The sequence below is a fragment of the Thermoflexus sp. genome (assembly GCF_042408815.1).
GTDB lineage: Bacteria > Chloroflexota > Anaerolineae > Thermoflexales > Thermoflexaceae > Thermoflexus.
Genome location: NZ_JBHOQR010000027.1, coordinates 109830 through 123318, shown reverse-complemented (window position 1 = coordinate 123318; position 13489 = coordinate 109830). Strand labels below are relative to the sequence as shown.

General features: G+C 61.8%; 13 protein-coding genes. 1 reads left to right on the top strand and 12 read right to left on the bottom strand.

The window, feature by feature from the left end; translation table 11 throughout:
- Positions 1-167: 167 nt before the first annotated feature.
- The 12 genes from ACFMO3_RS10110 to ACFMO3_RS10055 form a co-directional block, all read right to left on the bottom strand.
- Entirely contained in the window at positions 168-332 is a 165-nt protein-coding gene (locus ACFMO3_RS10110; protein WP_376790283.1) for a hypothetical protein, read from the bottom strand.
- A gap of 344 nt (positions 333-676) precedes the next feature.
- A complete protein-coding gene (locus tag ACFMO3_RS10105) occupies positions 677-835 on the bottom strand; it encodes a DUF190 domain-containing protein (protein ID WP_376790287.1) in 159 nt (52 codons plus the stop codon).
- Between the two features lie 72 nt (positions 836-907).
- A complete protein-coding gene (locus ACFMO3_RS10100; RefSeq protein ID WP_376790282.1) occupies positions 908-1198 on the bottom strand; it encodes a hypothetical protein in 291 nt (96 codons plus the stop codon).
- A gap of 157 nt (positions 1199-1355) precedes the next feature.
- The gene (locus tag ACFMO3_RS10095) at positions 1356-3038 is read right to left on the bottom strand and encodes a DUF262 domain-containing protein (RefSeq protein WP_376790281.1); all 1683 of its coding nucleotides are present in this window, start codon (positions 3036-3038) and stop codon (positions 1356-1358) included.
- Positions 3039-3129: 91 nt separating this feature from the next.
- Complete coding sequence (locus ACFMO3_RS10090) at positions 3130-4125, bottom strand: ABC transporter permease (RefSeq protein ID WP_376790280.1); 996 nt, start codon at positions 4123-4125, stop codon at positions 3130-3132.
- Positions 4115-5200 carry an ABC transporter permease gene (locus ACFMO3_RS10085; RefSeq protein WP_376790279.1) on the bottom strand — a complete coding sequence of 362 codons (1086 nt, stop codon included), beginning with the start codon at positions 5198-5200 and terminating at the stop codon, positions 4115-4117. The genes ACFMO3_RS10090 and ACFMO3_RS10085 overlap by 11 nt, the downstream gene beginning before the upstream one ends.
- A 158-nt stretch (positions 5201-5358) precedes the next feature.
- Positions 5359-6822: an ABC transporter ATP-binding protein gene (locus ACFMO3_RS10080; protein WP_376790278.1), complete on the bottom strand. Its 1464-nt coding sequence runs from the start codon at positions 6820-6822 to the stop codon at positions 5359-5361.
- 180 nt (positions 6823-7002) lie between these two features.
- Positions 7003-8289: a BMP family protein gene (locus ACFMO3_RS10075; RefSeq protein ID WP_376790277.1), complete on the bottom strand. Its 1287-nt coding sequence runs from the start codon at positions 8287-8289 to the stop codon at positions 7003-7005.
- Between the two features lie 89 nt (positions 8290-8378).
- The gene (gene dcd / locus ACFMO3_RS10070) at positions 8379-8936 is read right to left on the bottom strand and encodes a dCTP deaminase (RefSeq protein ID WP_376790276.1); all 558 of its coding nucleotides are present in this window, start codon (positions 8934-8936) and stop codon (positions 8379-8381) included.
- A 72-nt stretch (positions 8937-9008) separates the two neighbouring features.
- Positions 9009-9896, bottom strand: coding sequence for a PH domain-containing protein (locus tag ACFMO3_RS10065; protein WP_376790275.1), 888 nt, complete (start codon positions 9894-9896; stop codon positions 9009-9011).
- Positions 9893-10552 carry a winged-helix domain-containing protein gene (locus tag ACFMO3_RS10060; RefSeq protein WP_376790274.1) on the bottom strand — a complete coding sequence of 220 codons (660 nt, stop codon included), beginning with the start codon at positions 10550-10552 and terminating at the stop codon, positions 9893-9895. The genes ACFMO3_RS10065 and ACFMO3_RS10060 overlap by 4 nt, the downstream gene beginning before the upstream one ends.
- 46 nt (positions 10553-10598) lie before the next feature.
- Entirely contained in the window at positions 10599-11954 is a 1356-nt protein-coding gene (locus ACFMO3_RS10055; protein ID WP_376790273.1) for a nodulation protein NfeD, read from the bottom strand.
- A gap of 324 nt (positions 11955-12278) precedes the next feature.
- On the opposite strand from ACFMO3_RS10055, the gene ACFMO3_RS10050 reads away from it, so the two are divergent.
- Positions 12279-13373, top strand: a complete 1095-nt coding sequence (locus ACFMO3_RS10050; protein WP_376790272.1) for a M24 family metallopeptidase — start codon at positions 12279-12281, stop codon at positions 13371-13373.
- Positions 13374-13489 lie beyond the last annotated feature (116 nt).

Here is a 13489-nt window from a genome sequence, read left to right as displayed (position 1 = left end):
ACGAAGCCCGACTCCCCCTCCACCCTTGCGCCCACAAAGACATCGCGGAGGGCGTTGAAGAATATACTTTCCCTCTTGGTAGCCTCGGCATTCCCTTTGGAACTCCCAGCCATCTTAGACACCTCCTAAAATAACCGTAGGGAGTCTCCCGGGATGAGGCGGTTAGTTCATCCCCCCTCGTGGCGGTAGAACTCGATCCGCTGATCGGCGGGGAGCGGCGTCTCACCGAAAAGCTGCGGCTGCAGCGGCCGCGGTCGGCGCACGGCGTCCAGGATGGCCCGGGTCGAGACCCGCTCGTGGATGTGGAGGGGGACCACGTCCACTTCAAACATTGAACTTACTCCTTTTGATTCTTGAGAGAGGAAGATCAGGCCGAGGACCACGCGGAGATGGGCCACCGCTGACCAGCCAGTGCTCCTACCAGAGCTCCACCCCGGAGAACCAGGCCCCCGCCCCCAGTGAATTGCTGGGCCCACGTTTCTCCCTGAACCAAATCGCTGAAAGCGAGCGCAGGCCTACGAGCCCTATCCCGGCTGCCAGAACCACTGCTCTCAGTATTATTATAAGTAAATCCCTATCCCGTGCTTCCTGCCTGCTAACGCTCAGCATCCGCCGCGGCGCGAAGCGCCGTTGGCTGCATGCGGTGATTAAGCCGGCAAGGCTGTTGCGGCTGGCCTCACTCGACTCTGAGCGCTCCGGACCTGTAGAAGCGGACTCCGACCCTCTCCACGGTGGCCAGGCCCTCGCCGATGGCGTTGTCGATGAGCGGAAGAAAGGACTCTATCTTCTCTTCCGTATCGACGATCTCGACTACGATTGGAAGATCACTGGGCAGGCGCCGCCTCGATGGTCAGGAGGGGCGGCTCCCCAGCTTCGGTGTCCGGTTCGATGGCCTCAAGGAGACGCTCTACCGTGTGCTGACGGTGCCGGGGCAGGGCCACCTCTTCCACGGCACCTTCTCGGTGAACCGCACCCGTTTTTTCAATATGAGGATGTGCCGCATCTGGGGGAAGAGGACATGACGGGCGGACCGCTCCTCCCGCCTTTCCTGGAGCCGGTTTGTGATCTCGGCGGCGATCTCGTAGATAGTGGACTGGAGGCGCTTCTCCTGGGGGGAGGGGGTGCGGTCGTGGGGGATTTCCGGACCGGGCCCCAGGCGGTCTGGCCGGCCGATGCGATACCCCACCGCCGGCTTCACCGTGACCTCCGTGGGAGCTTTGGCGGGGCTGACCTCTCGCCCGCGGGCCTCCTCCCCTCCACCCGCCCAGGCTGGCCCTGCCGGTATTTCCAGTAGCGTGTCGGCTCCTCAAAGGGCGAGTGGACGTTGGGGTTGTCTACCGCGAGGGACATGGTTTTCACCCTTCAACTAATCTCTCCAAGAACGCGTTGGCGGCTTGGGCCAGTAGCTGTGCCCGACCAATCAGAAAGTCTGTGTATCGCTCCACGCTCCATTGCTTCGCGAGAAGCGCCTCATCATCCACAGCCTGGACAAACTCGCTGGGGATCAAGTGGCCCTCCAGCATTTGCTTTGAAATTTGATATTTCCGAATGTACTGCCACGGCTCCTTAGCAAGGAGCCTATATGCATTAGTGCGCTCGTTCAGCACAGTTATATTAGCTAGAGCGTGGATTTCGTCCTCGGCTATGCCTTTTTTCTTCAGCACACTACTGGGATAGATATGGTGCCATTGGGGCTCAAAGCCAGAAGCTATGGGCGCACCGGTTTTGTCGTAACCAATGCGAGTGCCATCCACCCAGTCCTTAGCCCCACGGTCGAATAACACGAGGTAGAGCATCAGGCGCAAGAAACGATTACCCGACCGGTCATAGCGGCTCAGAAAGTCATCATCATCGATTTTGGGAGATACCCGCAGACGAGCCATTAGGTTCCGCAGAGCGTTGGCGAAATCTGGTGCTTCAGTTATAGCCCGCACGTCTTCATTCAGACTCGTTATGGCCGAGCCGCTATAGCGTCCGTCTCGATTGGCCAAAAGAAACCAACGTAGCGCCCTTTCGAATCGGTAGTCCGACCGACTTCCCCATTTGTGGTGAAGCACAAAGAGCGGAATCAAGCTGTTTGTAGAGGGGAGAAGGTCGGGCGAGAAGATCCCGTACTCGGCCAAACGCTTGCGCACCTCCTCGATGGTCTCCTTTGCCTTTTTCCATACAGCCTGCAGGGTAGGCGGATTCCAGAAGTCCTTAGGCACTTCCTTAAGACGGGCACGGCCACAACCGATACCCGTCATCGTGCGAATAAAGATGCCGGCATCGAGGTCCCAACCACGTTCCACAAGATCATTGCGAAACGGCAGGTAGTCATCACGCACCCATCGGGGATTGCGTACAGCAGCCAAAGCCAGAACCACATCTGCCTCTTTCACGCGAGTCCCCGCTTGATTCAAGCGGGCAAAAATCTCCGCCACATCTTCTACTTCATGGTTGATTTTGATGATCGGAATATCCCGCTCTCTGATCTGCCATAGCCGTTGCAGACGGGCATGCACCTGCCCAAAGGTCTTCATCATCTGGTTGGGGTCGCCACCCACTTTGTTTACGATTTCTTGGGCCAATGGTGTCAAGCTCTCCACCTTGTCCCTGCTAAGGACACTGCGAAGACTGATCCAGCGCGGATCTTTACGCCGGATGGGGTTAGGTAAAGCAAACTCCAGCCGGTCATCCCCATCCTCGGGCAAAAGATTGACCATTACAACATAACGCTTCAGGGCTTGGTTCCACTTTTCGGCATCCTCCCACCAGTAGGGTTTCTCTCCCAGGAGCAGGCAGAGAGCGGTGGTGCGCTGTTGTCCATCCACGATCCAGAGCGAGGCTTGGGTGCCCTGGGCCGTTTTAGGCTCCTGATACTCGGAGCTGTCCCAGAGCAAGAAGGAGCCAATGGGGTATTCGCGGTAAAGCGACTCGGCCAGCAACTTCACCTGCTCCGGATCCCAAACGAATTCTCGCTGGAACTCGGGGATGTCCACATTCTTGCTGACCGCCTGTTTGACGATTTCGCGAACTTTAAGCTGCTCAAGTCCCATCGCTTGACCTCCCCTGAGCGATTTCTCGAACCCGCACCACCTCGTTTCCCTGCCTCCCCGTGCGGCAAGCCCATCGGGAGGAGTCTCGCCTCTATTCTTCCTCGAAGACGGTCCCCAGGGCGGCGGGTGGGGCAACCTGGAGGCTGCGGAGGGCCCGGAGGGCGAGGCGGCGGCTGGATTCCGGCAGGCGGGAGAGCGCTGTCTGGACCCACTCCGTGTTGCCCAGGTTGGTCAGCAACAGGGCGAAGATCATGAGGGGGAACGGTGCGACATTGAGGACCTGGGAGGGGATTCCGGGGAGGCGGGGTTGGAGAACCAGGCTGAGCCACTGGAGCAGGGCGAAGATCAGCGCTCCGAAGGCCCCGCGTACCGGGTGCCATCCCCCGAAGATCGTAATGGCCAGCACGATCCATCCGATCCCATCGATGCCGGAGATCGGCCCCTGCCACCCCCCCTTAAGATCCAAGGTGTAAGCGGCCCCGGCGAATCCCACCAACGCTCCGCCCAGAACGGCGTATCCATAGCGCACCCGGGTCACCGGGACGCCCCGGGCGAACGCGGCGGGAGGGCGTTCGCCCACGCAGCGGAGCACCAGCCCGGGTCGGGTCCGGAAAATCCACACCCAGGCCAGCGCCACAGTGGCCAGGCTGATGTAAACCACCGGGCTTTGCTGGAACAGCAGAGGCCCGAGAACCGGGAGATCCTTCAAAACGGGGATGGGGAGCGCGCCCACGCGAGGACCGGGCATGCCCATGAAGGGGTTCCCCAGGAAATATGCCAGATCCCGACCCAGCAGGGCCAGCACCAGCCCGACCGCCACCTGGGATTGACGAAGGGTCAGGCTGGCAAAGGCGACCATCAGGGCCATCAAGGCCCCGATGACGGTGCCGGCCAGGAATCCCAGCTCCAGGCTCCCTGTTCGCACAGCAACGGCGAAGCCGGCCATGGCGGCCAGCAGCATCGCCCCGTTGACCGAGAGATTCACCACCCCGGCCCGTTCCGAGAACGTCTCACCGATCACAGCGATCAGGAGGGGTGCGGCGGCGGCCAGAACCCCCGCCAGGCCGAAGATCCACTCAAGCGTCATCTCCTTGCTCCACTGCGAGTTTGGATCGCCAGCGAGCTCGTGCCCCCTGCATCAGCAGCACGAAAAGCACCAGCGCGCCCTGCATCACCCCGGAAAGGGCGGAATCCAGCTTCAGGGTGATCGGGAGCTGGATGCTGCCGATGTTTAGGGCGGCGAAGAAGAAGGCGACTGGGATGGACCAGGAAACGCGGTAATTGGCCAGCATGGCCACCAGCAGCCCCAGGTAGCCATAGCCGCTGGAGATCGGGGGGATCAGCCGATGATAAACAGCGATGACCTGGAGGGCGCCGGCCAACCCGGCCATCGCGCCGCATCCCAGCAGGGCCAGGAACAGATAGCGGGCGGTCGGCACCCCCAACAGATGGGCCGCGCGGATGTTCTTTCCGATCGCTTTCAACCGGAGCCCGAAGTAGGTGTTGCGCAGCAGCCCGTAAACCAGCGCGACGCTCAGGAGGGCCAGCAGCAATGCCCATGGGCTTAACCGGAGGCCAGGAAACACCGGCAGCCACAGGCGTTCCGGGAAAGGCTCCGTGCCGCTCATGGAGCCGATCCCGGGCCGCTTCCAGGGGCCGAAGATCAGCCACAGGATCATTGTGGTGGCCACAAAGTTCAATCCCAGTCCGCCGAAGATCTCATGGACGCCCCCATAGATCTTCAGCAGACCGGCGAGGCTGGCCCAGGCTGCACCGCCGGCCATCCCGGCGGCCAGGGCGAGGATCAGGATCAGGGGGGGCGGGAGGCTGGTCTCCTGTAGGGCACGCATCAGCCCGGTGGCAGTGATTGCCCCCAGCACAATCTGTCCCTCCACACCGATGTTCCACAGCCCGGCCGTGAAAGTGAGCAACAGGCCGGAAGTCACCAGCATCAATGGCACCCAGACCACCAGGATATCGGCGGCGCGCTTCAGCGAGCCGAAGGCGCCCTCCAGCACCTGCCGATAGGCTTCAATCGGAGGGGCGCCCGCTATCACCAGCACCAGTGTGGTGAACAGCAAGGCCATCAGGATGGAGAGGCCTTGGAAGCCGAACTCCACCCATCGAGACGGACGAGCACGGGGGAGAAGGATTTCTTTCATCGCCTTCGCTTACCCTATCGGTTTATTTATAGGGATAGCCCTTCTGCTGAACGGGCCTCGGGCTTCACAATGTATGCCCCGTCCTCCAGGAGGGTCGGGAGGCTTGGCGGGCCGTCGATGGCTTCTCCGCTCCCCTGGCGGTGGGGCCCGGCTATGTGTCACCATTCGCGCCCGGCGATCATATGGCCAAGACGATCCAGCGTTAGCTCTTCGGTGGCGATCGGTTCCGAGATCCGGCCGCTGAAGAAAATGATGATCCGATCGCAATACTGCAGAAGCTCTTGAAGATCGGAGGAGATCACCATCAGGGCTGTGCCTTCCTGGGCCCGCTCCTTCAACCGTTGCCAGACCCACATGCTGGATTCCACATCCAGCCCGCGGGTGGGGTGCTCCAGCAACAGCAGATGGGCTGGCGTTCGGATCAGTGCCAGAAGCATCCGCTGCTGGTTCCCTCCGGATAGGGCTTCCACCATCGTCTCAGGCTTCCCCCGGATGTTGAACTCCCGAATCCGTCGCTGCGCCTCCACGCGCGCCTGCTCCCAATCGATCAGATAACGACCGTTTGGATATACCAGCTGGAAGTGCTCGGTCAACGTAAGGCCGGGGATCAGGCCTTCCTCCAGGCGATTGGCGGGCACGAAGAGCACCCCGGCTTCGAGGAAGGCATGGTAAGGCTTTCCGGTGAGATCCTTCCCCCGCATCCGGATGGAGCCCTCCCATGGGCGGACGAGGCCAGCGCAGGCGCGCATGAACAATTGCTGGCCGCTTCCTTCCATGCCGGCCAGTCCGATAACCTCCCCGGACCGCACGGTGAGGCTCACCCGGCTTAGCCGGAGTCGATGATCGCCCACCACCAGGTTTCGGATTTCCAGAACCGGTTCCCCAGGAGGGATCGGCTGGCGTTCGGGGAGCGGGAGGGGGCGGCCAAACATCATCTCAATGAGACGCTGGGGGGAATAAGGCGGCATGGCTTCCCCAGCCAGGCGACCTTGGCGCAATACGGTGACTCGATGGCAGAGCTCCTCCACCTCCTCCAATTTATGGGTCACAAAAATAACGGTCTTCCCCTCTCCCGCCAGACGGCGCAGGGTATCAAAAAGCCGGGCTTTCTGCGGGGCACTGATCCCTGTGGTCGGCTCATCCAGGATCAGGACCCGAACCCCTCGCCAGAGGAGGCGGAGCAATTCCAGCTGCTGTCGTTCTCCCACGGTCAGGCGATCCACCCGGGCATCCGGATCCAGATGGAAACCGAACTGGCTGGCCAGATCTTGCAACGCCCGTCGGGCCTTTCGTCGATCCAGCCAGAATCCGCCTTCATGGCCCATCATGAAGTTGTCCAGAACGGACATGGCGGGGAAGTCCATAGGATCCTGGTGGAGCATTCCGATCCCATGCCGGAGGCCTTCCGCCGGGGAGGCGAAACGAACGGGCTTTCCATCCAGGAAAATCTCCCCACGATCGGGCCGCAGGTAACCGGAGAGGATCTTCATCAATGTCGTCTTGCCTGCCCCGTTCTCCCCGAGGAGACCATGGATGGTGCCCGCTTCCACCGTGAGGCTGACATCCTGAAGGGCCCGCACCGGCCCGAAGGATTTGTAGATATGACGCATCTCGACTTTCATGGCCACCTGATCCAGGGATGTCACAATACAGGCGAATCAAATAATTTCATCGCCCGCCACCCTCTCATTCCAGGGAGGTGAGGAACAGCCGTTACTCATTCGCGAAACAGTAGCGATGATGAGAAAAAGGGGGCGGTCCCCTGCCGCCCCCTTCCGGTGGGATTCGAGGATATTCTCCCTCTACTTGGTCGGCACGCTCTGGCCTTCCATTCCCTCCAGCAGTTGTGGGAGATACCAGATCTGCTGCGGAGTGGCGACCTTTCCTTCCTCCACGTAAAGCGTGCCATCCTGGAGCCGGATCGGCCCCTTCCAGAGCTGAATGGAGCCATCCCCCAGGCCTTTGATGAACTCATCCAGCTTAGCGGATGCCTCCGGGCTTAACGCCTTCCCCTTCACGAAACCGACGTAGCTCGTATCCGGGTTGTTGATGTCCTTCCAGTCCGGCCCCACCCAGTCCCAGGACGGTTTCCAGGTGCCTTCCAGGACGGCCTTAATGTGGGCCAGATAGGACGGACCCCAGTTGAAATAGGGCACTCCCAGGCAGACATCCGGGGCTTCCTCGCAAGCGCCGATGTAATCATACGGGATCGCCCACACCTTCTTGCCTGCCTGGGTGGCCTTGGCGGCTTCCCGCAGGGCCTCCGTGGTGTCGATGCCGGAGATGATCACATCGTAGCCGGAGTTGATGAAATCCTGGGCCACCTGGGTGGGATCCGCTGTCACGCCGGGGATATGGAACCAGAAACCGATCCAGGTCACTTTGAATTTCAGATCGGCCGCCTGCTTGCCCCGATACTTCTCCCAGCAATATTTCGCCCCTAGGTAAGCGGAGGCGGCCAGACGTCGGGTCTCATCGTTGATCAGCGGGCCCAGATAGCCGATCTTACCCGTCTGGGTAGTCAGAGCCGCCGCGCAACCGGCGATCATCTTTCCATACTCCATCTGGCCCATCACGTTGGCCAGGTTGGGGATGCCCTTATAGTTCTTCCCTTCCTTCCAGGCGTCATCCCCCGAGGCATGGATCACCACGATATCCGGATGCGCCTTAGCGAACTTGATGGCCTCGTCCTTGTGATCATCGGAGTTGAAGATGATCACCTTCGCCCCTTTCGCTACCAGCTCCTCCGCCAGTTGAGAGGCGGTGGTCCCCGGACGGTCGGCGGGATTCACCTTATCGATATAGAGCATTTTCGCGCCGGGAAGCTTTTGCTCCACGTACTTGCCCCCTTCATAGTGGGCCTGGCTCCAGCCCCGATCGTTATACGGGCCCACCAGTAGCATTCCGAAGATGATCTCCTTCGGCGCAGCGGTGGGGGTGGGCTGGGCTGGAGCGGAGGTCGGGGTGGGTTGGGGAGCGGCAGGGGCGGTCGTTGGAGCAGGCGTGGCCGGCTGGGCGCACGCCGCCAGGATCATGGCGATACTGAGGAAGAGGCTTGCGACGACCCAGCGATACCGATGAGGAACCATCTTCTCCTCCTGCAGTGGGGATCTTGCCTTTTATTTTATGTAGCGGAATCCAGAAGCGCAACTCGGTTCTACGCTTTGTGGAACGCTTTCTAACGAACCCGGGGGATTGTGATGCCCTGTTGGTTCTGATACCGGCCGCCTTTATCTTTATACGATCGCTCGCATACCTCATCGGCTTCGAAGAAAAGGACTTGGGCGATCCCTTCGTACGCGTAAATCTTCGCAGGCAGCGGTGTGGTGTTGCTGATCTCCAGGGTGAGATATCCTTCCCATTCTGGCTCCAGGGGCGTGACGTTCACGATGATCCCGCACCGGGCATAGGTGGACTTCCCTACGCAGACAACCAGGACGTTTCGAGGGATCCGGAAGTATTCCACACTCCGAGCCAGGGCGAAGGAGTTCGGCGGGATCACGCAGACTTCGCCACGGACATCCACGAAGGAACGAGGATCGAAATTCTTGGGGTCCACAATGGTGCTGTAAACATCGGTGAACACTTTGAACTCATCTGCGACCCGGATGTCGTAGCCATAAGAGGAAAGGCCGTAGGAGATCACGCCAGGCCGCACCTGGGATTCTTCGAAAGGCTCGATCATGCGATGCTGGAGGGCCATCTCGCGAATCCAGCGGTCGGATTTCAGACCCATTTTCTTCTTCACCTCCAGGTGGGATGCGAGGGCTGAACCATGGGGCGGGATGACGCCGATCTTGGGATCGCGTTATCGCGGGATTTGAAGCAGGGCGCCGAAGAGGAGGATCTGAACCAGGAGCCCTACCAGCCACAGGCCGTAGGCCGCTGGCCGCTCCCGCTCGTGGAGCAGGCTTCCCAGCGCCGCATTCACGATCCAGGTCAACGCGCCCAGCAGCGGCAAGCGGGTCAGATGGGCGGCTGGGCTGAACAGCGTTTCCGCGGATTCCGTGATTTGCACCCATGGGGGCAGGCGGGGGAATTGCCCGCAGAACCAGAGCCACATTCCCCACATGGCAATGCCTCCGATGAGCATCAACGACCACGCCCATCGGTCTCCCCAAAGCGCCCGCTGACGCCATCCCGGGAAGAGGGTCGTCTGGGGGAGACGCTGGGTAGGTCCCATCGCCGCTCGTTCGGTGAAAGCCTCCAGAAAGCGCTGGGGATGGAGGGGGGAGATCGCGTAGATAGCGGCTTCCGTGATCACCCAGAGCTGTCGGGGAAGATCCTCGGTGGCGAAGAAGAGGACGGGCCGGTTCTCCTCTACCGCCCATGCATGGCCTGCATACAGGCCCGGCCAGCGCATACCCCGCCACCTTCGGATCGCCTTTCGGCTGGCCGGGCCGGGGCGCAGCTCGCGGATGGCGTGAATCGGGATTACGTGGACAGCTGGCCACCACGTGATCGTGAGCCCGTTGCGATCCAGATAGTATTGGGCGGATCGCAGCCCCCGCAGGGCATAGCCTACGACAAGAGCGCCCATCAGCGCCAGGGCGGCCACGGTGGAGGCCAGCGCGATCCATGGTGAGGGCGGGCGGGTTGCGGTGATCAGGCCTCCGGCGATGGCGGTCAAGCCACACGCGCCAAGCAACGTGTAGCCGATCCACAACCCCCGCCGTCGGTCCGGCCGCTCCGTCATCCTTCCTCCTCCGGCGAGGTCAGCATATAGCCGAAGCCGCGCACGGAAACTAGAACCTCTCCCCGCTCCGGGTCCAGCCCCAGGCGCTTGCGGATTTGCCGAATGTGAACTTTTAACAGCTCGCGTGCTTCTGGATCGTCAGCCTCGATCCCCCAGACCTCCCGCACCAGATCGGCGTGGGCGACCACCTGGCCCGCCCGTCGGGCCAGGACGGTCAGGATTTTGAACTGAAGTGGGGGAAGCTGCACGGGCTGGCCCCGCCAGATCACCTGTTTGCGGCCGTGATCAATGATCAAAGATCCCACCCGGATGACCTCCCCACCGGTCCAGGTCTGGAACGCCTGCACGGCTCGGGCCAGCCGATCCCAGATCGGATCCCGATCGATGCCTTCCACCGGGCAGATCAGGGGGAGGGGAGAACAACCTCGAAGGGCGCTGAACAATGCGCGGCCGTTACGTTCCAGCCACTCCCGATCCGCCACAATGATATCGGGGATAGCCCGAGCGATCAGCGCGAGGACCCCGCGCAGATCGTGGGCATAGTGAGCGGCGTGCCCGGCCTGCACAGCGCTCCGGATCAGTCGCTCTCCGGTTGCCAGATCGGGATGGATGATCAGCATTCGCAGGCGATCGGTTCCGTTTCCAAGACGGCTCATCGTGGGTATCTCGACCTCCGCTCTGGGCCGCCGAAAGCCATCTGCGTTAGGATCCAATCCCCGGATGCTCGGGCGAGGGCGCAGAGGGTAGCGAACCGGCGGATGGCATCCACTTTCGCACTCGCAAGCGAAGGCCTTCCACCCCCACGACCTGAACGGGGGTGCCAGCCGTTATCATACCGGCTTCACTCTCCGCTGTCCACAATTCGCCGGCTACATACACCATCCCAATGGGATTGAGGTCCGTCCGGGCCTCGCCCAGGCGACCGATCAGGGTCTCCACACCCATCACGCTGGGCCGCCGTTGCGCCTGAATCGCCTTCGCCACGATGAATCCGAAAAAGCCCGCCATCGCCAGCCCGGTGCCGCCAGCGACCCACGGAGAAAGAGGGGGGAAAGGCGAACGGGCGACCGGGGCGAATAATACCAACGCGCCAGCGATGAAGGTGGCGGTCCCCGCCGCCGTTAAGGCCCCATGGGTTGGGGCTTTCACGTCCAGAACGAACAGGATGATGGCGACCGCGATCAGAAGCAACCCCAGCCAGTTGACGGGCAGCACACCGATCCCATACGCCGCCAGCAGCAGACACACCACGCCAATGAACCCGGCCACCCAGCCGCCCGGGTTGGAGAGCTCGATCAGAATGGCCTGTACGCCGATGGCCAGGAGGATCAACGCGATGTTGGGGTCCACCAGACGATGGAGGATCTCCTCCACGATGTTCATCGGAAGCGGAACGATGACGGCGCCCAGGGTGCGGAGCGTGCGTGGCTGGCCCTGGACCGGGATCGTCCGACCATCCAGCTGGCGGAGCAGGTCCTCCGGGTTCTCCGCGATTCCATCGACCAAGCCTGCCTTCACAGCTTCCCGGGCGCTTACTGCCTTTGCGGATTCCACCGCCGCTTCGGCCAGCTGTACGGCCTCGGGCCCCCGTCGTTCGGCCAGACTGCGGACCTGAGCCTTGAGGATCTCTTTGACTTTCTGGCTGAGGGTTTCTGGAAGCTCCTCTCCCTGACCTCCTACCGGAGAGGCGGCCCCGATGGCCGTCTCCGGCGCCATCCAGGCCAGATGCCCGGCCAGCGTCACCAGCGTTCCGGCGGATCCCGCAATTGCCCCCCGTGGAGCCACGTATATGATCACGGGAACGGGGCTTTCGCGGATCATTGAGACCAGTCGCAGCGTGAGGTTGACCTCCCCACCCGGCGTGTTCAGCTGCAGAATGATGGCCTCTGCCTCCTGATCCTGAGCCGTCTCGATCCCTCGTCGCAGGTAATCGGCCACGACCGGCGTCAGGGCTCCTTCGACTCGTAACCACAGCACCCGTCGGGCTGATAGTTCCTGAGCCCAACCTCCCCATGCCACCAACCATAGAATCCAGCCCAACACCAGAAGCCGACGCATGGGCGTTCCTTTCCCTCTTCTCGCGGAAATCCCTGGAAAGCAGATGGCGCGATGCCAGGGGCCGAACCGTCCGCCTATAGCTCATTCTATCGCTTTTTCATCGATGGGAGGGATTTTGGAGATGGGTCGATCGCCGAAGGCAACCGAATCGAAGGACCACCCGGTCTATTGAGGAAAAGCCTCAACGCAACGCCTGTTCTTCCAGAGAATCAGCGGCGTCATGCCGTCCTGGGCGAGGTCCTTGCTCAGGTCAGCGAAATCCATTACGATAAGAATCCAAACAGCCCCCTATCAAAGGGAGTTCTCTTCCCTGGAGCGCTTAGAATGGGCACCCGGCATCGAGAGCGAGTGGAAGGAGTGCGCCGGCGAATGATCGAAGGGAACCTCGAGGCCGTCTTCATCACCTACCTTCCGAATATTCGCTACCTTTCCGGTTTCGCGGGTTCCGCTGCCATTGTCTGCATCACACCGCGCCAGGCCTGGATCCTGACGGATTTCCGCTACTGGGAACAGGCCGCTCGCCAGTCGCCGGATTTCACCCTTTATCGCCTTCCCAGCCGCCGTTTCGTGGAGGTTCTTCCAGAATTCTTGAAGGAGATCGGCTCGCCCCGCCGGGTGGGCTTCGAGAGCGCTCATCTGACCGTAGACCAGTGGATGTCCTGGAAGGAAGCGACCCCGGATGTGGAATGGGTTCCCATCAAGGACTGGATCGAGGCGATGCGAGCCGTTAAAGACGAAGAGGAACTGGCCTGCATGCGGGAGGCCGCGCGTGTCGCTGATGCCACCATGGCGTATCTCCGGCGCCGGCTGAGGCCGGGGATGACGGAACGGGAGGTCGCGTGGCTGGCGGAGCAGTATCTGCGCACCCATGGCGGGGACGATGTGGCCTTCGATGTGATCGTCGCCTCCGGCCCGAACGCGGCCATGGCCCACCATCATCCGGGCGATCGCCGGTTGAAGATCGGGGAGCCGATCATTGTGGACCTGGGGGCGCGGGTGGATAGCTATCATTCCGATATCACCCGCACTTTCGTCCTGGGCCGCATGCCCCGGCGTTTCCGGGAGCTCTACACGATCGTCCTGCGCGCCCAGGAGACGGCGATCCGGAATATGCGGGCCGGGATGCCCGGCAAGGAGATCGATGCGCTGGCCCGCGCAGTGATTGAGGAGGCGGGCTACCAGGAGGCCTTCGGTCATGGCCTGGGCCATGGGGTTGGCCTGGAGATCCACGAGAAGCCTTCCGCCAGCCCCATCGCCGAGGATCCCGTCCCGGCCGGCGCGGTCCTGACGGTGGAGCCCGGGATCTACATCCGTGGATGGGGGGGTATTCGCATCGAGGATATGGTGGTGGTGGATACCGATGGTGTGCGCGAAGTCCTAACCCACGCTTCGCGGGATCCGCTGATCCCGGTGCGGTGAACCCTGTCTGCCGCGGTCTGGATGGATGCCACCAGGCGCCTATCGGACCCGATGGCCTGGGTTCCGGGCGATGGAATGCCGAAGGGGGCAGGCGGGCGATAGAGGTCCTCGAGAAT

Coding starts and splice junctions, on each gene's coding strand:
- ACFMO3_RS10085 (WP_376790279.1), bottom strand. CDS start 5,200: ATGAAAGAAATCCTTCTCCCCCGTGCTCGTCCGTCTCGATGGGTGGAG.
- ACFMO3_RS10110 (WP_376790283.1), bottom strand. CDS start 332: ATGTTTGAAGTGGACGTGGTCCCCCTCCACATCCACGAGCGGGTCTCG.
- ACFMO3_RS10095 (WP_376790281.1), bottom strand. CDS start 3,038: ATGGGACTTGAGCAGCTTAAAGTTCGCGAAATCGTCAAACAGGCGGTC.
- ACFMO3_RS10065 (WP_376790275.1), bottom strand. CDS start 9,896: ATGACGGAGCGGCCGGACCGACGGCGGGGGTTGTGGATCGGCTACACG.
- ACFMO3_RS10090 (WP_376790280.1), bottom strand. CDS start 4,125: ATGACGCTTGAGTGGATCTTCGGCCTGGCGGGGGTTCTGGCCGCCGCC.
- dcd (WP_376790276.1), bottom strand. CDS start 8,936: ATGGGTCTGAAATCCGACCGCTGGATTCGCGAGATGGCCCTCCAGCAT.
- ACFMO3_RS10080 (WP_376790278.1), bottom strand. CDS start 6,822: ATGAAAGTCGAGATGCGTCATATCTACAAATCCTTCGGGCCGGTGCGG.
- ACFMO3_RS10055 (WP_376790273.1), bottom strand. CDS start 11,954: ATGCGTCGGCTTCTGGTGTTGGGCTGGATTCTATGGTTGGTGGCATGG.
- ACFMO3_RS10075 (WP_376790277.1), bottom strand. CDS start 8,289: ATGGTTCCTCATCGGTATCGCTGGGTCGTCGCAAGCCTCTTCCTCAGT.
- ACFMO3_RS10060 (WP_376790274.1), bottom strand. CDS start 10,552: ATGAGCCGTCTTGGAAACGGAACCGATCGCCTGCGAATGCTGATCATC.
- ACFMO3_RS10050 (WP_376790272.1), top strand. CDS start 12,279: ATGGGCACCCGGCATCGAGAGCGAGTGGAAGGAGTGCGCCGGCGAATG.